General features: G+C 37.3%; 14 protein-coding genes and 2 pseudogenes. 2 read left to right on the forward strand and 14 right to left on the reverse strand.

Annotated features, from left to right (window positions below; genetic code table 11):
- Positions 1-4 precede the first annotated feature (4 nt).
- From metE to O3611_RS00585, 8 genes are all read right to left on the reverse strand, one after another.
- Positions 5-2,254, reverse strand: coding sequence for a 5-methyltetrahydropteroyltriglutamate--homocysteine S-methyltransferase (gene metE, locus O3611_RS00550; protein WP_371607469.1), 2,250 nt, complete (start codon positions 2,252-2,254; stop codon positions 5-7).
- Positions 2,255-2,497: 243 nt separating this feature from the next.
- Positions 2,498-2,860, reverse strand: coding sequence for a TIGR02328 family protein (locus O3611_RS00555; RefSeq protein ID WP_371607470.1), 363 nt, complete (start codon positions 2,858-2,860; stop codon positions 2,498-2,500).
- Positions 2,844-3,248 (reverse strand): YbgA family protein, encoded by a 405-nt coding sequence (locus tag O3611_RS00560; RefSeq protein ID WP_371607471.1) that lies wholly within the window; start codon positions 3,246-3,248, stop codon positions 2,844-2,846. The genes O3611_RS00555 and O3611_RS00560 overlap by 17 nt, the downstream gene beginning before the upstream one ends.
- 100 nt (positions 3,249-3,348) lie before the next feature.
- Positions 3,349-6,393 carry a type I restriction endonuclease subunit R gene (locus O3611_RS00565; RefSeq protein WP_371607472.1) on the reverse strand — a complete coding sequence of 1,015 codons (3,045 nt, stop codon included), beginning with the start codon at positions 6,391-6,393 and terminating at the stop codon, positions 3,349-3,351.
- Positions 6,394-6,438: 45 nt separating this feature from the next.
- The gene (locus tag O3611_RS00570) at positions 6,439-6,921 is read right to left on the reverse strand and encodes a restriction endonuclease subunit S (RefSeq protein WP_371607473.1); all 483 of its coding nucleotides are present in this window, start codon (positions 6,919-6,921) and stop codon (positions 6,439-6,441) included.
- 68 nt (positions 6,922-6,989) lie between these two features.
- Entirely contained in the window at positions 6,990-8,174 is a 1,185-nt protein-coding gene (locus O3611_RS00575) for a restriction endonuclease subunit S (protein ID WP_371607474.1), read from the reverse strand.
- On the reverse strand, positions 8,174-9,742 hold the full coding sequence (locus tag O3611_RS00580) for a type I restriction-modification system subunit M (protein ID WP_371607475.1): 1,569 nt from the start codon (positions 9,740-9,742) through the stop codon (positions 8,174-8,176). The genes O3611_RS00575 and O3611_RS00580 overlap by 1 nt, the downstream gene beginning before the upstream one ends.
- A gap of 138 nt (positions 9,743-9,880) precedes the next feature.
- Positions 9,881-11,221: an RNA-dependent DNA polymerase gene (locus tag O3611_RS00585; protein WP_371607476.1), complete on the reverse strand. Its 1,341-nt coding sequence runs from the start codon at positions 11,219-11,221 to the stop codon at positions 9,881-9,883.
- A 768-nt stretch (positions 11,222-11,989) separates the two neighbouring features.
- Between O3611_RS00585 and O3611_RS00590 the strand changes: the two genes are divergently transcribed.
- Positions 11,990-12,610: a TVP38/TMEM64 family protein gene (locus O3611_RS00590; RefSeq protein ID WP_371607477.1), complete on the forward strand. Its 621-nt coding sequence runs from the start codon at positions 11,990-11,992 to the stop codon at positions 12,608-12,610.
- Between the two features lie 233 nt (positions 12,611-12,843).
- Here the strand turns inward: O3611_RS00590 and O3611_RS00595 are convergent, their stop codons facing one another.
- From O3611_RS00595 to O3611_RS00615, 5 genes and pseudogenes are all read right to left on the reverse strand, one after another.
- Positions 12,844-13,998 (reverse strand): MFS transporter, encoded by a 1,155-nt coding sequence (locus O3611_RS00595; RefSeq protein ID WP_371607478.1) that lies wholly within the window; start codon positions 13,996-13,998, stop codon positions 12,844-12,846.
- A 399-nt stretch (positions 13,999-14,397) separates the two neighbouring features.
- Complete coding sequence (ftsX, locus tag O3611_RS00600; protein WP_075232086.1) at positions 14,398-15,324, reverse strand: permease-like cell division protein FtsX; 927 nt, start codon at positions 15,322-15,324, stop codon at positions 14,398-14,400.
- Complete coding sequence (gene ftsE / locus O3611_RS00605; protein ID WP_049548597.1) at positions 15,317-16,009, reverse strand: cell division ATP-binding protein FtsE; 693 nt, start codon at positions 16,007-16,009, stop codon at positions 15,317-15,319. The genes ftsX and ftsE overlap by 8 nt, the downstream gene beginning before the upstream one ends.
- A gap of 15 nt (positions 16,010-16,024) precedes the next feature.
- Positions 16,025-17,120, reverse strand: a protein-coding gene (gene prfB / locus O3611_RS00610) for a peptide chain release factor 2 (RefSeq protein ID WP_371607479.1) whose coding sequence is annotated in 2 segments (ribosomal slippage) — positions 16,025-17,047 and positions 17,049-17,120 — 1,095 coding nt in all. Because the reading frame shifts where the segments join, the coding sequence is not laid out codon by codon here.
- 284 nt (positions 17,121-17,404) lie between these two features.
- Positions 17,405-17,719 (reverse strand): annotated as a pseudogene (locus tag O3611_RS00615) (MBL fold metallo-hydrolase); the annotation flags it as partial.
- On the opposite strand from O3611_RS00615, the pseudogene O3611_RS00620 reads away from it, so the two are divergent.
- Positions 17,713-17,996, forward strand: a pseudogene (locus O3611_RS00620) (IS110 family transposase); the annotation flags it as partial. The pseudogenes O3611_RS00615 and O3611_RS00620 sit on opposite strands and share 7 nt — an antisense overlap.
- Positions 17,997-18,304: 308 nt before the next feature.
- Here the strand turns inward: O3611_RS00620 and O3611_RS00625 are convergent.
- Positions 18,305-19,795: an oligosaccharide flippase family protein gene (locus tag O3611_RS00625; RefSeq protein ID WP_371607480.1), complete on the reverse strand. Its 1,491-nt coding sequence runs from the start codon at positions 19,793-19,795 to the stop codon at positions 18,305-18,307.
- Positions 19,796-19,875: the final 80 nt, after the last annotated feature.

Consider the following 19,875-nt stretch of genomic DNA (forward strand, 5'->3'; position numbering starts at 1 on the left):
TTTCTTACAATTTCTCACGCGCAGCTTTAGCAGCTTCTACAAGGCGGATCAAGCTTTCTTTAGTTTCTGGAATACCACGTGTTTTCAAACCACAGTCAGGGTTGATCCATACTTTCTTGCTTGGTACTTTGGCAAGGATGGCTTCGATGGTGTGGTCGATTTCGCCTTCGTTAGGCACACGAGGTGAGTGGATATCGTAAACCCCAGGTCCCACTTCTGTTTGGAAGTTTTTCGCTTTGAGTTCGTCCAAGATTTCAAGGTTTGAACGGCTAGCTTCAAATGAGATAACGTCTGCATCCAAGTTGTCGATAGCTGGGATGATATCTGTAAATTCTGAGTAACACATGTGAGTGTGGATTTGTGTGTCTGGTGCTACTGTTGAGTGTACCAAACGGAAGGCTGGAATAGCCCAGTCAAGGTAGTCTTCGTACCAGTCGCTACGACGGAGTGGCAATTTCTCACGAAGAGCAGCCTCGTCGATTTGGATGATTTTCACGCCTGCAGCTTCAAGGTCAAGAACTTCATCCTTGATAGCAAGAGCGATTTGAAGAGTAGAATCCTTGATAGAGATGTCTTCACGTGGGAATGACCAGTTAAGGATTGTAACAGGTCCAGTCAACATACCTTTAACAGGTTTGTCCGTACGGCTTTGTGCGTAGCTAGACCATTTCACAGTGATTGGGTTGAGACGAGTCACATCACCCCAGATGATTGGTGGTTTAACCCCACGCATACCGTATGATTGTACCCAACCGTTTTTAGAGAAGAGGTAACCTGACAAGTTTTGACCGAAGTACTCAACCATGTCGTTACGCTCGAATTCACCGTGCACAAGCACGTCAAATCCAACTTCTTCTTGCCACTTGATCCATTCGTCGATGGTTTCAGCAAGGAAGGCATCGTATTCTTCTTGAGTCAATTCACCCTTACGGAAGGCCAAACGTTTAGCACGAACTTCCTTGGTTTGAGGGAATGAACCGATTGTTGTTGTTGGAAGAGCTGGAAGTTTGAATGCTTCTTCTTGGATAGCTTCACGTTCTGCAAAGGCTGGCAAACGAGTATAGTCTGCGTCAGTCAATCCAGCGATACGAGCACGAAGTTCCGCATTTTCACCAACACGTTCAGTCGCAAAGAGTTCTTTGTTAGCAGCAAGTGCTTCTGCACCTTGACCGTTGCGGATAGCATCCAAGTCACGGATCTCATCCAATTTTTCAACTGCAAAAGCAAAGTGGTTCAAGATAGCTGGTTCAAATTCTTCATTAGCAGTTGTAAATGGTACATGAAGAAGTGAACATGAGCTAGTCAAAACAATATTTTCAGCTGGAATTTGCTCAAGAACAGCCAAGCTCTTTTCGTAGTTGTTGCGCCAGATGTTCTTACCATTGACAATACCTGCATAGAGAGTCTTGTCAGCTGGGAAACCACCTTTAACGAGTTCAAGAGTTTTCTTACCTTCAACGAAGTCAAGACCGATCGCATCTACTGGCAATTTCACAAGGTCAGCATAGACGTCACGAACGTCTCCGAAGTAAGTTTGAAGCAAAACTTCAAGACCTTTCTTGTCAGCCAAAAGCTTGTTGTAGAGGTTCAAGAAGAGAGCTTTTTCTTCTTCTGTCAAGTCTTTGACAAGAGCAGCTTCGTCGAGTTGGATACGAGTTGCACCAAGTTCAGCCAATTTAGCAAAAACATCTTGGTAAGCAGCCACTAAGCTATCTACGAAATCTTCTGCTTTCACACCTTCTTCAAAGTCTGACAATTGAAGGAACGTGAATGGACCTACAAGGACAGGACGAGTGTTGAGACCAAGTTCTTTTGCTTCTTGGAACTCATCGAAAATCTTGTGACCAGCCAATTTTACTTGAGTGTCTTTTTCAAATTTTGGAACGATGTAGTGGTAGTTAGTGTTGAACCATTTTTTCATCGGAAGGGCACGAACATCCCCTTTTTCTCCTTGGTAACCACGTCCCAAAGCGAAGTAGCGTTCAAGATCTGACAAGTCCAAGTTTTGTACTGATGCAGGAACTACGTTGAAAAGAAAGGCAGCATCAAGGAAGTTGTCATAGTGAGAAAAGTCATTTGATGGGATTTCAGTGATGCCTTTTTCTTTGACGATGTTCCAGTGTTTCGCACGCAATTCTTTAGCCGCAGCCAAAAGTTCTTCTTCTGAGATTTCTTTTCTAAAGTATTTTTCAGTTGTAAATTTTAATTCGCGGAATTCACCCAAACGAGGGAAACCGATAATTGTAGTTGACATGTTTTGTCCTCCAAAAATTGTTGTTGAAACTATCTTAACAGAAAAGGAAGCGTCTGTATAATTGTAAAAAATTAGGCTTTGATATAGTTTGAAACTATATCGATATTTCGAGCACAAAAAAAGATTTGAGACAAATGCCTCAAATTCTTTGATAGACAATGATTAATAGTCTTTCACGCAAACAAAGTTCACAGTCCTAGATTCGCAATTAGGAGCTTGCCTATGGCTTGTTATTAGAAAAGACTATAGGTCAATCCCCTTGTCACGGAGATTAGCCAGACATTCCTTATAGTAGGCATGACCATGCTCACTATAGATAGGACTTTTCAGCTTTTCCTCTGCTAAGTCTTGATAAGGAGGGCAGGTCTTGCCACGGTAGTTCTTGTCCAGCCACTCTGGACTGACATTGTAACCACGGCCAGCCATCTCCTCCATGATCAAACGATGATAGGTATAGAGACGATAGGGTGAGTGGGTGAAGACGTAGTCAACCGTCGCATGCTTTCTGCCCCAGCCATTCCCACGCAGAGCGCAGCACTCTCGATGTTGCCCCAAGAGCTGAGGACGGGGAAGTTGTGAAATCAAAGCCTCATGCCAAAGTCTCATGGGAGTCTCCTTTCAACAAGGTAGAATGTTGCAGATAAGCATTTAGGTAACATTCAAGCAAATCTTTCGTCTTAGCAATTAATTCTTCTTTGGTGGCATGACCAGAGTGATAACGTTGCAGTAAAAACATATAATCCTTGCGTTCAATCTCCGTTGCTTTCTTCTTGAAATATCCCCAAATATGCTGAAAGGCATTGCAAACCTGACCCCTATTTTCTGGAATCTGACAGGCACGGTCAATCATCTCTTGAACCAGACTCAGCTCCACCTCTTCATTCTTCAAGTATTGGCGAATCTCATTGTAAATATTGCTGGAATGGCTCAAAACAAGGTATTTATTTTCCGCCCAGAGTTGCTGACAAAGGGCACGTTGGTTGTTGTTTTCCATATTTCTCCTTAACTTCTACTAGTTCCCAGGAAATACGGAAACAAAGTTATATCTTAAAAATGAGCGAATCGATTTTTAGATGAGTCTAACGTCCACTTCGCTAAATTCCTGAATAAGTCTCTACTAACAACTGAATCTTACGTAAAACTTCTTGCTTTTTCCGTTCACGCGCTCCCTGTCTACGAGAAGTTGGTGGAATAATCGAATCCAAATCAGTCCCACTGTTTTCAGCATAACCTCGTTGAATTGATTTGTCTATGAATAATTGGTAATCAGCTACAAGTTTCTCAGAGTCAGCTAGGTCATGAATCGCGATTTTCTTTCGCTCCTTGCCATATTCGTAGAAAGCATTGATAATCCCATCATGGTCTTTCAATTTTTGCAAATCAGTGTCATTGATAAATCCGATAACCAATTCTTCTTTGGCACGAATATCGATACTAGAACGAATCACACGACTAACTTCTGCTTTCATTGCTTCTTTGGACTCAAAATTCTTCGATTTTTCAACAATCAATGCAAGAATGTAGTCCAGATTAATCTCATCTGTTTTTAAGAGTTCGATTTCAAATTCAACATCTGAAAGGTCAACACCTAAGTCTTTTGTTCTTTCATAATTTTTAAGGTTTAGGAACTCATCTCGAATTTCCACATAGGCACTTCTTAAATCCTGAAGATAACCTTCAGAAATAGGCTTATCGATTTCTTGAAACTCATCATAATTTCGAAGAACATTATCAAGCTTCAACAACTCACCAAATAACTTAACAAATTCTTTTTTATCATGCTCTGTCTCAATTTCTTGCGGATTCGGGAATCTTTCCAAAATTTCCTGACAAACCACAGTATAGCCTTTGACCTCGATACCCGTTACTGGATCTACGAAACCATCCATGTATTCACTAAAACTTTTTTCTAAGATGATTTCAAGCTTATTGGTGTCTCCAAAAGTCTTAATAGCTTCTTGCGTAGCCTTCTCTAAATCACGGAAACAAACAATATTCCCAAAAGGTTTAACCTCGTTAAAAATACGATTGGTTCTCGAGAATGCCTGAATCAAGCCATGATAACGTAGATTTTTATCAACAAAGAGAGTATTCATGGTTGGAGCATCAAATCCAGTCAAGAACATACCAACTACAATCAGCAAATCCACTTCCTTTGACTTAACACGTTTGGAAAGGTCACGATAGTAATTTTGAAACTCTTTCCCATCAGTCGAAAAGTTGGTCTTGAACATTTGATTATAATCGAAGATTGCTTTAGTAAGAAACTCTTTAGATGAAAGAGGCATGGCTGTATCTTTAGGATCTAGCTCTTCATCTTGAATTTCTCCATAAGCTGACTGTTCTTCGTTAGGTGCAAAGCTAAAGATAGTCGCAATCTTCAAACGCTTAGCTTCTAGTAATGCTGCTTGTTGTCGATGAAGTTCTTCATAGTATAATTTCGCGGCTTCAATACTTTGTACAGCCAGCATGGCATTAAATCCAAACAGTTGTTTTTGCTTATGAGTATAGTGTTGACTTCGATGCGTCTTGTCATTATAAACTCTCAACAGGTACTCAGTGATTGTCGCTATCCGCTCTGGATGCAAAAGAAGTTCCTTCTCTATCTTTTTGAGTTTCTTCTCATCAAGCTCTCGGCCGACTGCTTTTTCTGCTTCTCTATACTTATTAATTTCAGGCTTAATATAGTTATAGTCAACCTTGAACTTCAATACTTTTTTATCTCGAATAGCATCTGTGATAACGTAGTTATGAAGTTGCTCTCCAAAAACCTCTTGTGTAGTCTCTCCCGTCAAGCTATTTTCTGGGAAAATCGGTGTCCCTGTAAATCCAAATAAAGCATACTGTTTAAAGGATTTTTTAATACGCTTTTGAGCCTTCCCAAACTGAGAGCGGTGACACTCGTCAAAAATCAAGACACATTTCTTACTGTATATTTCATGGTTTGGATTCGCAGTTATAAATTTGTTTAACTTTTGAATGGTTGTGACAACAATTCGATCATCATTTTCTTCAATACTACATTGAAGTTCTTTTGTATTGTTACTACCATTAACTGAATTCGGTTGGAACTTTTTATATTCATTCATAGTTTGGTGATCTAGGTCTTTTCTATCCACCACAAAAATCACTTTATCAATATAGTCCAACTCCGTTGCCAAACGAGCTGTTTTAAAGCTGGTCAAAGTTTTCCCTGAACCCGTTGTATGCCAGATATAGCCACAGGCATTGATAGTGCCAAAGTTCTTCATCTCATTAGACGAATGAATCTTGCGTATGATACTCTCAGTAGCTGCTATTTGATAAGGGCGCATGATGAGCAAGGTATTATTAGTATCAAACACACAATACTTAATCAAAACTTCCAAGAGAACTCGTTTGCTCAAAAAGGTGACAGTAAAGTCCTCGAGGTCATGAATGGTTTTATTTTTACGGTCTGCCCATTCACAGGTGAACTCATAATGATTTTTATTTTGAGCTGTCGTATTTGCAAAATAACGTGTATAAGTCCCATTAGAAATGACAAAAATTTGAATGTATTTGTATAAAGAATTTTCGCTATTGAAGCTTTCCTTGCTATATCTATGAATTTGTTCAAAAGCTTCTTTTAGACTAACCCCGCGTCTCTTCAATTCAATCTGAACTAACGGTAGACCATTCACTAAAATAGTAACATCATAACGGTTGGTATGACTACCCACTTGGGTCACCTGGTTGATGACCTGCATGCTATTGTTATGAATATTCTTCTTGTTAATGATAAAAATATTCTTAATCCGTCCATCGTCAAAGACAAAGTCATAGATATAATTTTCTTGAATTTTTCGAGTTTTTTCAACTAATCCTTCATTGGGGCAGTCTAAATACTCTACTACAAAGCGATCCCACTCAGCATCCGAAAAAGTCACCTTATTAAGTTTTTCAATTTGTACCTTGGCATTTGCTAAGAGCTCTTCAGGTGTATGAATATTTAAGCGTTCATAGTTGAGATGATTCACCAAATCAGAAATCAACTGATTTTCTAAATCAGCCTCTGACTGATATTCTCTATCTGTACGATACTCTGGTTGATACTCAGCCAAGAGAATCCCTTCATTTGTTTCTGCAATTACTTCATGTATTTTTGAATAATCAACCATGGTATGTTCCTTTTTTGTTTTAATTGAGATTCTTTCTCAAAATGATTAAAGACTTTGTCTAGTAAAGTTTAATAATTGTTCTCGCCAGTATTCATACTGTTTCTGTCTTAGTTCGATTTCCTTTGGGAGGCCCTCAGAAAGAGAGTTGGTTAAGATGTTGAAATGGTCAAGAATAGAGACAATTCTTTCTTGTTCTGTAATGGATGGTAAGTAAAAAATAATTTTATCAATAGCATCCTTAGATAATCTCGGAATACTTGCCTTTCGAACTTGTGATTTTATTTTTTCTTGGTTACTTAATAAAACATAATAGATAAATTTATTAGAAATATCTCCAGATGTCTGTAGTGTATAAACATCATCAGCCGCCCAGAAGTCCGTATCACAATATCCTATTTCACCAGCCGCTCCTGCACAAATCACAAAACTAGTATTTTTCACTCTGTTTGCTTCGGTATAATATCCCAAGGGCGTCAAACTGTTTTGATAAACTGGAAAACTTCCTGTAGTAGCTAACTGTTGTCTCACAAGACGCTTCCCACGTTGTAAATTGATAACTTGTCCCAACTTTACTCGAATTGGTCCAAATACCCAATTTAAGAGCCTAATGATGTCTTGTCTGTACTGTACTGTACTGTACTGTCAGTGTACTCGCCTTCGGCGACGAATGTCAAGAGTTTATCTCGAAAATATTCGTACTGTTTTTGACGAAGTTCAATCTCTTTGGGTAGTCCAATATTTAAGTCGTTACAAACCGTATCAAAGTTATCTAAAACTTGAACAATACGAGATTGAATTTCAAGGGATGGGACTGGGATTTTGAATTTTTCAGTATCATTACTAGAAATTTGTGGCATTTGCATATTATTAGCAATGTTTTGGAAATGTCCTTTGTTGTGAACTAAATAATGATAAATATATCTCAGGTTGGTATTTTCATCATCTGAACTGTACGACCAAAATTCATTTTTAAAACTAAATGGTTCTGTATAGTATTCAAAATCAATAATTCCACGAGATTTTACAACAATTGCCTCCTCTGTATGAATATCTTTATCGGGAATATCTCCATAGTTCACATCAGCGTAAGTCTTTCCTCCTGCAAAGATACGGATTGGCGCACCATCTTTGTGAAGTAATTTCATCTGACTAGCTGTAATTTTAGTTCCTTTTCCCTTTTTAAGACATTCGTTCAACGTCTTCCACTCAACCTGATAAATCTCATCCTCAAAAGACAAGAGTTTATCTCTATAAAAAGAATATTGCTTTTTACGTGAGGTCAATTCTGAGGTCAATTCTGAGGTCAATTCTGTAACATATTCTGTCATTTTGTCAAGTTTTTGCACGATTTTTTCTTGAATTTTTATAGGAGGGATAGGAATAAGAATTTTTGAAACGTCCTTGGGATATACGTGAGGTACTCCTGAACCTTTTTTCATACTAAAAAGAATCTCTTGCTTTTCAAGAAGATAATGATATAAAAACTTTGGGATTAAAGCATCTTCAAAAGGTTCAATTGAAAAAGCATCCGAAACAAAAATAGGCTCATCCCAATACATTACAAAACCTGCATATGCTCCACTACCAGCAACCGTTATCGTTTCACCTTCTCTATTAAATTCACCATGAAAGTAGGCCGGCTTCTGACCTCCAGAAATAACTGGATAGGGCCCATCAGTCGCAGTTTTTGAGGTAATTGTTTTCCCTCGTTTTAAAAGCGCTACTTCACCCAACTCTTTCCATTCAACGGGGCAGTTCTGTATTTCTTCTAGGATATTCATCATTTACCTCCTAGTTCCTCTACAATCTTATCTATCTCTGCACGTAAGTAGTCAATCTTAGCAACAGTCTCAGCGATTTCTTGATTGAGTTTATCAATATCAATCTTCTCACGTGTATCTTCTTGTTCAACATAGGTAGAGACGGAAAGGTTATAATCCTGCTCTGAACCAATCACTTCATTATCAACAAGAGCTGCTTTATAGTCTACACTTTGATAATTAGTGAATAATTCAACGATATGGTCGATATTGTCATCCGTCAAGACATTGTTATTAGTCTCTTTTTTGAATTCCTTACTCGCATCGATAAAAAGGGTTTTATTTTCTAATTTATTCTTCGCTAGAACCAAAATTGTCGTTGCAATAGAGGTTCCAAAGAAGAGATTATCAGGCAGAGCAACAACCGCTTCGACAAAGTTATTATCTACTAGATACTGACGAATGGTCTTCTCAGCACCACCACGATAGAAAATACCTGGGAAACAAACAATGGTTGCTCGACCTCTGTTAGACAAGTGGTTGAGACTATGCATGATAAAGGCAAAGTCAGCTTTTGACTTAGGAGCTAGTTTTCCTGCTGGAGCAAACCGGTCATCGTTTATGAGAGTTGGGTCTCCATCTCCCACCCATTTGACAGAGTATGGAGGATTAGAGACGATAGCATCGAACGGTTTTTCATCTAAATGCTGAGGATTTAAAAGGGTGTCTCCTCGCTTAATATCAAAGTTATTGTAGTTGATGTTGTGCAAGAACATATTCATACGAGCCAAGTTATAGTTGGTCATATTAATTTCTTGACCAAAGAAACCATCTTCCAAAATATGGTCTTCGTATTGCTTTTTCATCTGAAGCAAGAGCGAACCCGATCCACATGTTGGGTCGTAAACCTTGTTAATCTTGTCCTTACCAACCATTACTAAACGAGCCAGTAATTTAGAAACTGTCTGAGGAGTGAAGAATTCACCACCACTTTTACCAGCATTACTCGCATAGTTTGAAATCAAGAATTCATAGGCATCCCCAAAGGCATCAATATCATTTTCCTCAAAATTGCCAAAGTTAATGCTATTGATACCATTAAGAATATCAGAAAGACGTTTATTCTTTTCTGGAACAGTTCCACCAAGAATGTTGCTTCGTGTGTCCAAGTTATCAAATAAGCCTTTGATATCGTCCTCAGATTTGAATCCAATCGCCGACTTCTCAATATCTTGGAAAATATTGGCTAAATCTTCGTTTAAATTTTCATTTTGTGTAGCGTTCTTGACGACATTTTCAAATAGTTGACTAGGAAGAATAAAGAAACCCTTATCCTCAACTGTCCCTGGTTTGAAATCTCGTTCAGCCTCTTGATCACTCAAATCGGCATAACGGAATTCTAAATCTCCAGCTTCATGCTCAGCGTGATCAAAATAGTCTGCCATATGCTCTGAAATAAAGCGATAGAATAGGATTCCCAATATGTATTGCTTGAAATCCCAACCGTCTACAGCTCCACGAACATCGTCTGCAATCGCCCAAATTTTGCGGTGAAGCTCCTTACGCTCTGCACTTTCTTTATTTGCCATTTTTACTTTCCTTAATAAATCTATTATCCTTTCTATTTTATCATATTTTCGACAGTAAAAATCAACCGAACAAAGAAAACCACTCGAACTAGGAAGAACGAGTGGTTTAAATTTGGAACATTTAGAAAAATACTTAATTTACAGTCTAGAATGAACCCTATACCCTAATGCCTTTTCAATTTTTTTCTTTCTATTTTTTAACTGTGATAGCATTAAGTTAGAAGTATTTGGACTAATTCTATCAAATATTTCCTGGGACCTCTGAGCATATTTTATAAAATTACTAGGATATTTCTTTGATTTCCCAAAATCAGTATATAGTGAATAAATTTTATGTCGATTTGGTAGCTTTTTAAAACCTTTCTTTTTTTGAATATATTTAGATTTGTATATCAATTTTCTAGCTTCTCGATAAAATTTATAGATACTCTTTTCTTTAATTTTAACTGTACTACCATCAAATTTAAATCCTAAATAATCCATACTAGTTACTTTATTATGTTCATCTAGTATCACATTATTTCTAATAAAGAATTTTTTATTTTTTTCAGTCTGTAAATTAATTTTATTCTCATCTGACATTTTTTTTAGATAATCTGTTATATCATCTATAAAATTATTACCATATTTAGAATACAGTTTTTCAAAATCTAAAACTAATATAAAATCATCAGAATATCTTTGATAAAAGCCATTAAACTCATGTGATAACATAGATAAACTCCTATCAAAGTCAATTGAATAAATATTTGCAAGTACTCCACTTAATGAATTCCCTTGAGGAATACCATACACATTTTTGTTGAGTTTACACTTGTTATTTTTATGAAATTTTCTAAAGTCACCTATATTCCTAAAATAACTAGTTTCATTTTTCATTACCAAATAATCATTAGAAGAATCTAAAATATTCTTTTCAATAAACGCAAATTTAGTTATTGATTTATATATGTTATACCAATCACTGGGTAATTGTTGAACTTTTAATATTCTCTGCAATCTATCCTTTAATAATATGTGATCTAATGTATCAAAAAAATTTTCAAAATCACCAATAATAACCAAGGCATTATCTTGCCTCTCTATAAAGGCGATAGCCTCTGCAGCAAAATTTATACTACTTTGATGTTGTTTGTTCGTACGATATGCTACAGAAAAGCAGTTCAAGCCACTATATTCCATCCAGTCATTATAATAAATATTTAATAAATCAGAATAATACTTATAGATTAAACTATCCAAATGACCCGCATACATTAGTGGTCGAATCTTGAATTTAACAGGTCTTCTCTCGATATCACTAAACTCGTAATCTACATACTTAGAAGTTTTTAGTTCATTACGTAAAAAAGGAAGAAAACTATGGCGAGCAATCTTCTCTGGATTTTTAATATAATCTATTACTTTATCAATTTTAATTCGTTTATCAATATGACGATATTTCTTACACTTATATATTTTGAAATCTATATTTTCCATAAAACAAAAGGAGCAATATCAGCAATAGGTCGGTATTCCTATAATAATAGCTAACATTGCACACTTATATCAGTTATTTTCTCTTACCGAATGCCAAATTAGTCACAAACATTAGAACGATTTCTAGTAAGAAATTCATTAGTATATCCTCATTATTATGCTGATGATGCTGGTGATATTGGTATCTTTGACTACGAGTCGAACGTAGACTAGTACGTTGTCGAAGTTCGGATCCAAACTGCCGACAGAGGCAGATTGCTATAATCTGTTTAACTATATTAATTATATCATAATTTATAGTTATTGAGCAAGTGTCTGTCATTGTGACAGTTAAATTCAACTTCCCATACGGCTATACCTATGGACAGTTCTATTCTACCACATTTAATTACAACGTCAAGTAGAATTTCATTATTTTATTCTCAAAAATGTTAATTTATGTTTCTATGTTCATTTTTCTTTTTGCTATCCAACTATATTAGGGATTTTCCGTTCATATTTTTAATCTCAATTTCATATGATTATACGAACGTTTTTTTTGTCTGATATACTCGAGTTTATCTTATAGTATTGTCTTTAAATACACTCCATTCTGTCACCGATTTATTTCCAAATATAGCTTCTCTAGATGCCTAACTAAATCTACTAGAATTTCCTTGTTTAAAGTTCTATTTTTAATGACTTATGACTACTTCCCTCCCAAATCCCATATAGTCTTTCTCCTTAAAATATGGTATAGTAGAATCATACTACACAAGAGGAGTTTACATGTCACACGATAAAGAAATGAAAGCTGTTTCTCCCCTTCTACAGCAAGCAATCAATATTTCTTCCATCATCGGTGGAGTTGGTACTTTGATTTTCTGTATCTGGGCCTATCAGGCTGGAGTCTTGCATTCTAAGGAAACCCTATCTGCCTTTATCCAACAGGCCGGTATCTGGGGGCCACCACTCTTTATCTTTTTACAGATTTTGCAGACGGTTGTTCCTATCATTCCTGGTGCTCTGACATCCGTTGCCGGTGTCTTTATCTACGGGCATATCGTGGGGACGATTTACAACTATATTGGAATCGTTATTGGTTGCGCCATTATCTTTTACCTGGTTCGCCTCTACGGAGCACCCTTTGTTCAGTCTGTCGTCAGCAAGCGTACCTATGATAAGTACATCGGTTGGTTAGACAAGGGTAATCGCTTTGATCGCTTCTTTATCTTTATGATGATTTGGCCAGTTAGTCCAGCGGACTTTCTCTGTATGTTGGCTGCTTTGACCAAGATGAGCTTCAAGCGTTACATGACTATCATCGTTCTGACCAAGCCCTTTACCCTGGTCGTTTACACATACGGCTTGACCTACATCATTGATTACTTTTGGCAAATGTTCGCCTGATCACTAAAAAAAGTTGATCAAAAACTCAATTTTATACTCAATGAAAATCAAAGAACAAACTAGCCGCAGACTGTACTTGAGTACGGCAAGGCGACGTTGACGCAGTTTGAATTTGATTTTCGAAGAGTATTTATCAGAAAATGAAAACAATAAAACGCATAGTATCAAGGCTTTTCAACACCTGATAGTATGCGTTTTTCTGATTGTAAAGATTTTTTCTCAACCTCTTTTTGTTAAGCTTCTTTTTTCAATAAGAGAGAAACAAGGACTGATGTCGCAATCATCCATGCTCCTAGAATAATAAATGTCATTCGACCATTCGTTGTTACTAAGCCAATTCCTGAAAGAACAAAAGGTGTTAAGGAGGCACCAAAACTACATCCCAAAACAGCATAGGAAGTTGCTTTGTTAAGGAGTTTTGCTGGGATTCTCTCAGAAATTAATTGAAAGACTGTCGTAAGGGCAATGCTGTAGGCAAATCCTCCTAAAACAGAACCTGCAACGACTACCCAAAGAGAAGGTGAAAGAGCGATGATGATTTGCCCAATACCAAAGGTTACACCCGCAACCAATAACAATTTTTCCTTAAAGGCAGAGATGAGGAAAGAAAAGCTAATTCCCGCCAGAATCCCAATCAACTGCATGGCACTGAGTACCAGACTAGACAACTGAGCATCTCCAAAACCTGCCTCAATCATGAGACTAGGAATACGGAAGGTAATGGCTGTATTGGTACATACAATGACTGCAGCTCCGACAGCTAGGAAGAAAATCAGCTGTAGCATGGAGCGAGTTAGTTTCGCTACTTCTTCTGTCTTTTGCTTGGACTCATGAGCTTCTGCTTTTCCATAAGGGACAAAGAGAAGGAAGAGTACAAGAACCACTAAAGCTGCAGCGTAAGCTAGGAAGGTTGCGGTCCAGCCAAAGGCCAAAAGCTGACCGACTGTCAAGGTCAAGATAGAGGCTCCCACTACCTCAGCTGAACCACGAAAACCAAGCATCTGGATACGAGTCTTGCCATGGTACCGTTCACTGATGATAGAGATAGCCTTGGCGTTTAGCATCCCCACACCAATCCCAAAAAGAAGACGAGTAGCAAAGACAAAGTAGTACCCCTGATACCAGAAGGGAGCTGTTCCGCTGATTGACAAGATCAAAAGTCCCAGGGTCAACTGGAGGCGTTCAGGGAAAATACGCTCAAGAACACCATTTAAGAGGAGCATGGCCATAATCCCAAAGGATGGAAGACTGACTAGAAGTTCAACCTGACCAGTCGAATAGCCCTGATAATAATCAAACATGGCTGGTAGGGCACTTGATATAGAAAATGATGTGATCAATACTAACGACAGGGAAAGTATACTCACTTTTTCCAAAAATTGTTTCATTTTATCCTCATTCATTATTTATGTTAAGTCAAAAGAGCTAGATATTACTGTAGAAATAAAAGATTTCTTTCATCTAGTCCCTATAACTCTTTTAGCAAAAAGGTCCTTTCCTATCATACACTGTTTCCCAAAAATTGGCAAGCAACTGATACTCAATGAAAATCAAAGAGCAAACTAGGAAGCGAGCCGCAGGTTGCTCAAAACACTGTTTTGAGGTTGTGGATAGAACTGACGAAGTCAGCTCAAAATACTATTTTGAGGTTGGAGATGGAAGCTGACGTGGTTTGAAGAGATTTTTGAAGAGTATGGTTTATAAGTTCAACATAAAAAGTAGGACCATCTGACTCGGTCAAGCCTCGATGGTATCCTACTTTTATAGATTTTAGTAAACTATCTTACTTAGATTTTCAAGAATCGACGCATTGAGATTCCTGAACCAAGTGAACCGATACAGATTCCGATGAGGAACAAAAGACCAATCATCAATGGAATAAAAGCATCTGGGGTAATCAGAGATAGATTTTGTCCAACCAAAGATGGGTTAACTGATTGGTAGACTCGGTTATAGATAAAGTAAACCATGATTGATGGAATAGTTGCTCCTAATAGCCCAATGAAGGCACCTTCTAGCAAGAATGGACCACGAATGTAGCTATTTTTAGCACCAACCAAACGCATGATTTGAATTTCACGACTACGTGAAATGATAGTGATACGAATGGTATTTGAAATCAAGAAGACTGCGATGAAAATCAAGAGTCCTGCAATGACCAATCCCCAAACACGGATGAAGGAAGCCAACTTGAAGAGACGCTCCGTATTGGCACCACCGTCTTGAACCTCAGAAACTCCTTCGATTTTCTTAGCTTCTTCAGCGACTGGTTTCACATCACTTGGTGAATTGGTATCGACAATGTAGGCATCATGAAGTGGATTGGCATCTCCTTCAAAAACCTTCCAATCGTCACCCATGGTTTCAGTCAGCTTTTGGTACTGCTCTTCTTTACTTGAGAAGGTTACACTTTTAACAGCTGGCATAGCCTTGAGAGCATCATAAACCTTGTGGTAATCATTGTTTGTAACTGTCTGGCCTTCTTTGACGATGGTTTCACTATTGTCTTCAATATCCTTACGAACATAAACCATGACTCGGACGTTGTTTTCGATATCCGTTGCCAATTTTGCAGTATTAAAGATAACTGAGGCAAAAATAGCAACCAAGGTCAAGGTAATCATTACTGAACTGACAGCAGCAATGGTCATCCACCCATTACGCTTTAAACTCTTTAAAGCTTCGAACAAGTGGCGGAAAAATCTACTAATCATCGTATCCGTACTCTCCTTTCGCTTCGTCACGAACCACACGACCATTCTCGATGGCAATGACACGGTGGCGCAAGGTATTTACGATTTGGCTGTTGTGGGTAGCCATCAAAACAGTCGTACCTTGGAGATTGATGCGCTCCAAGAGGTTCATGATTTCCCATGAGTTATCTGGGTCCAAGTTACCTGTTGGTTCGTCGGCAATCAAAACCTTAGGATTGTTTACGATAGCACGCGCAATGGCGATACGTTGTTGCTCACCACCTGACAATTCATTAGGGAATGAACGAACCTTATGCTTCAAGCCGACAAGATCCAAAACTTCCATAACACGTTTTTTGATATTGCGACGGCTTTCACCGACAACCTCCATTGCGTAAGCAATGTTCTCATAAACGGTTTTCTTTGGCAAGAGTTTGTAATCCTGAAAGACAACTCCAACACTTCGACGAAGAAGAGGAATATCTTTCTTTTTAATCTTAACAAGATTAAAACCTGCAACCTGCAAACTTCCTTTTTCAACTTTAACTTCACGGTACAAGGCACGGATAAAAGTTGACTTACCTGCACCCGAAGGACCTACGATATAGGCAAATTCTCCTGGTTCAATTTTCACAGAGACGCCACGTAGGGCTGTTGTCCCGTTGTCATACTTTTTGACAACATCTCTCATTTCAATGATCGACATGTGACTTCCTTTCTTTTAACTAATACGCCATTTTAGATAGGCATCGATGAAACCATCTAAGTCCCCATCCATAACCTTATCTACCTGCGCAACTTCAAAACTGGTACGGTGATCCTTCACCATGGTATAAGGGGTAAAGACATAGGAGCGGATTTGGCTTCCCCATGTGATTTCTTTCTTATCCCCCTTAAGGGCATCTACCTCAGCAGCTTTCTTTTCCTGCTCCATCTGATAAAGTTTTGCCTGAAGCATCTTCATCGCACGATCACGGTTTCCATACTGAGTACGGTCAACGGTTGATGCAACGACAATCCCTGTCGGAATGTGGGTCAAACGGACACCTGTTGAAACCTTGTTGACGTTTTGTCCACCTGCTCCACCCGAGCGGAAAGTATCCATCTTGATATCATCTTCTCGGATGTCAACTTCAATAGTATCATCCAACTCTGGCATAACTTCTACAGAAGTAAAGGAGGTGTGACGACGCTTAGCTGAGTCAAATGGTGAGATACGTACCAAACGGTGAACTCCCATTTCTGATTTGAGAAGTCCATAAGCATTTGGTCCTTCAAAAGACAAAGTCACCGACTTAATTCCTGCTTCATCACCCGCTTGATAGTCCAAGACTTCAACCTTAAAGCCTTTAGCGTTACCATAACGAGTGTACATACGAAGGAGCATATCGCCCCAGTCTTGGGCTTCTGTTCCACCAGATCCTGGGTGAATCTCTAAAATAGCATTATTATGATCATAAGGCTCTGACAAGAGCAGAGTCATCTCGTAGCTAGTCATCATCTGATCTAGTTCAACTAGCTTCTCAACCAACTCATCCTTGACAGACTCATCCTCTGCTAAAAAGTCTAGTAAGATTTCAGCCTCATCCTGCAACTCTTCCATGGTATGGAGGGTATTGTAGGTATTTTTTAGTTCATTTAATTCTTGCGATGTTTTTTGGGCCGCAATATTATCGTTCCAAAAATCAGGTTCTGTCATTTTGTTTTCCAAAATGGCAATTTCTTCTTCTAACCCTTCGAGGTCAAAGAGACCCCCTAAAAGAAGCTAATTTTTCACGATTGGCGTCAATTTTTTGACGAATTTCTGAAATGTCCATATATACTCCTTTTTCGTATCGTTTTATTATACCATAATTTTTCTTATTTATCTAATCAGTCGGTTTTAAAATTTCTTATCAAAATATTTCTATTTGAAGACGAGAGAGCTATTCTCAATCATTTAGTGTGTGAGAAATCGAAAAACATCTCAGAGCTGATCAAGTTTCTTGTCCAAAAAACATTGATTGATTCTCTGAGATGTATATAAATACTATTTTAAAAAAAAAGTATCTGACAGGTCTGAACACAGCACCTAATCAACTTTCTAGCAAAGCAACTAAGATTATTCTTTATCTGCCTTCAAAGTCTGTTTTGTTTCAGCAGCTTCATCTTTTTTATTGTCTTCTGCTGAATGCTTCTCTTTCTCAACTGGCTTATCAGAATCCTTCTTAGGTTCTTCTTGACTTCCCTGAACTTCTACTTTATCAGGATTCAAGCTCCAAATGCCATCTTGATTGACCTTGTAGCCATCAGGTGTTGTCCCATTTCTTAGAAGTGAACCATTTACTTGGAAATAATACCAGTTGCCATTCAGTTGTTTCCAACCAGTCTCCATAGCACCACTTGCATTGAGATAATAACGAGTGCCATCGACATCTAGAAAATTTATTTCATTTTCATCATCCCACTACTTTTGAAAAACGAGATAATCACTATGACAGGAAAATTATGTTCAAGTACATTCACAACATTGCTTCAGCTAGGCATACCAAACTCTGCTATATCGCTAACTTCTATGAGAAAAGAAAAAGATAATCAGCAATAACTTCAACCAGACACATTCAATTACCTCTACACATCATTTCATTCGTTCAATGTATTATCTCATCACGCATAACAAACTTTACGATTACACTTCGACCCAAAATAGATAAAACTATTAATGCTGCATTATTTCAACACCTTGTTTCAATAAATACCAGATGAGGTGTTATTTTATAGTAGATTCAAATAAGATATGAACAAATAGATTAGGAAAGTCAAACTTATTTCTAGAAATATTTTTAGCAGTCATAGCGTACTGTTCTAGATTCAATCTACTCTAGTATACCTTTTTTAGATTAATAAGTGTTAAAAATAAGACAGTAGCCTCTGGATAGCTACTGTCTTATTTAATTCTTAAAGCCTTGATAGACTTGATGAATGGTTGAAAAGAGTATTGAATGAATTGAGTTAATAACAATCATGATAGGTGAGTTGATCTTTTAATTTTAGCCAGTGCAAGATTAAGTGCATAGTGTAATGTTTTATCATTTGTTATAAAGAGAATAACGAAATAATAAACACCACAAGAGACAATTGTCGATAGAACCATGAATATCATATTAAGATTCACCGTAAAGGAGTCAACTCGGAAAAGCGTTTTAAAAACTAAATAAATAGGAATAAATCCAAGTGAGACAATAATGTAACGTATTAGAGTCAAGAAAATTTCTTTCAAATCATGCAATTTATGTTTCTTGATAAAATAAATTTCTAGTAGTACTACGATAATTTCTGCAATAATAGTAGTACTGATATAATATTCTGGTAAGAAAATATTATTGAAATATAAGAGACAGTTAAATAAAATATTGATCCCACCACCAATAAAGTAAAAAGCAGTTAATCGATTTTCGTGGTCATTAATGAATATAATTTGTCTACCAAGAATCAACTCGATTGCCCATATAATGCTCCTAAAAGCGAATAGGCTAGTAACGATACCAGCTTCAAGATACTTCTCAGATGAATAGATAACCGTTGCATACTTACCTAAAATCATGATTCCAATACTAGTTGGAATTGTAAGGAAATAAAATAATGATGCTGCTTGATTTACAAGGCTCTTATAAGAATTGTAATCTTTTTTTCCAAGATAATATCCCAGACGCGGGACACTGACGTTAATAGCTCCACCCAGAACACCGGCAATCAGCATAACAATGTTTGAAGCGATGGTATAATAAGAAACGTAGTTTTCATCAGGTCCCTTGGTGATGAACAACCTATCAAGCAAAGTATAGAGCATGCTGGAATTTGCCAATAGCAGCATGGTCAAGAGTGGTTTAGATGCTTTTACCAACTCAAGGAAGCCAATCTTGACAAAGGAAACTTCTCTCTTGATCCAAAGAAAACTAAGTAAATAATTCAGTACAGTTGTTGCACTCATGACAATTGCATATGGAACAATATCATCCGCTGTTTTTACAAAGGTGAAGATAGTAACTAGCATAGTAATTCTAATAATCAACGTCTTGTAAAGTATGAAGGAATAATTTTCATAGGCTTCATTCATCCACTCAATATTGAGAAATTGAAATAGCGCTTGTGTACCTAAGATATAGTAGAGAACTTTAAGATTCTCAATACTAGTATCCAAGAAGATGAAGGTGAAGTAGATGCCAGTAGTAAAGATAGAAGTAAAAACAGAGATATAGAATAACTTAGAAAAGACATAATTGATCTTATTCTTATCATCCTTAACCTTACTGATAGCTCGAATCCCATAATTGTATATTCCAAAGGCAGCGAGTGGAATAACAAAGCTGGCCCATGTATTAGCAGTATTAAAATATCCGTAGTTAGATTTACTTAGAATCCGCGTCAAATAAGGATTAGTTATCAGCGGAAAGACGATATTAAGAATATTAACTAGCAAGCTAGCCAAAGCATTGACTTTTATATTTTTCATTACACTTCCTTTCTTAACTGTAAAATGCTCTCCCGTATTATATCATATTCTAGCTTTTTAGGATAAAATCTTAAAATTGA

Origin of the sequence: Streptococcus sp. 27098_8_91 (assembly GCF_041432385.1) — a bacterium.
GTDB lineage: Bacteria > Bacillota > Bacilli > Lactobacillales > Streptococcaceae > Streptococcus.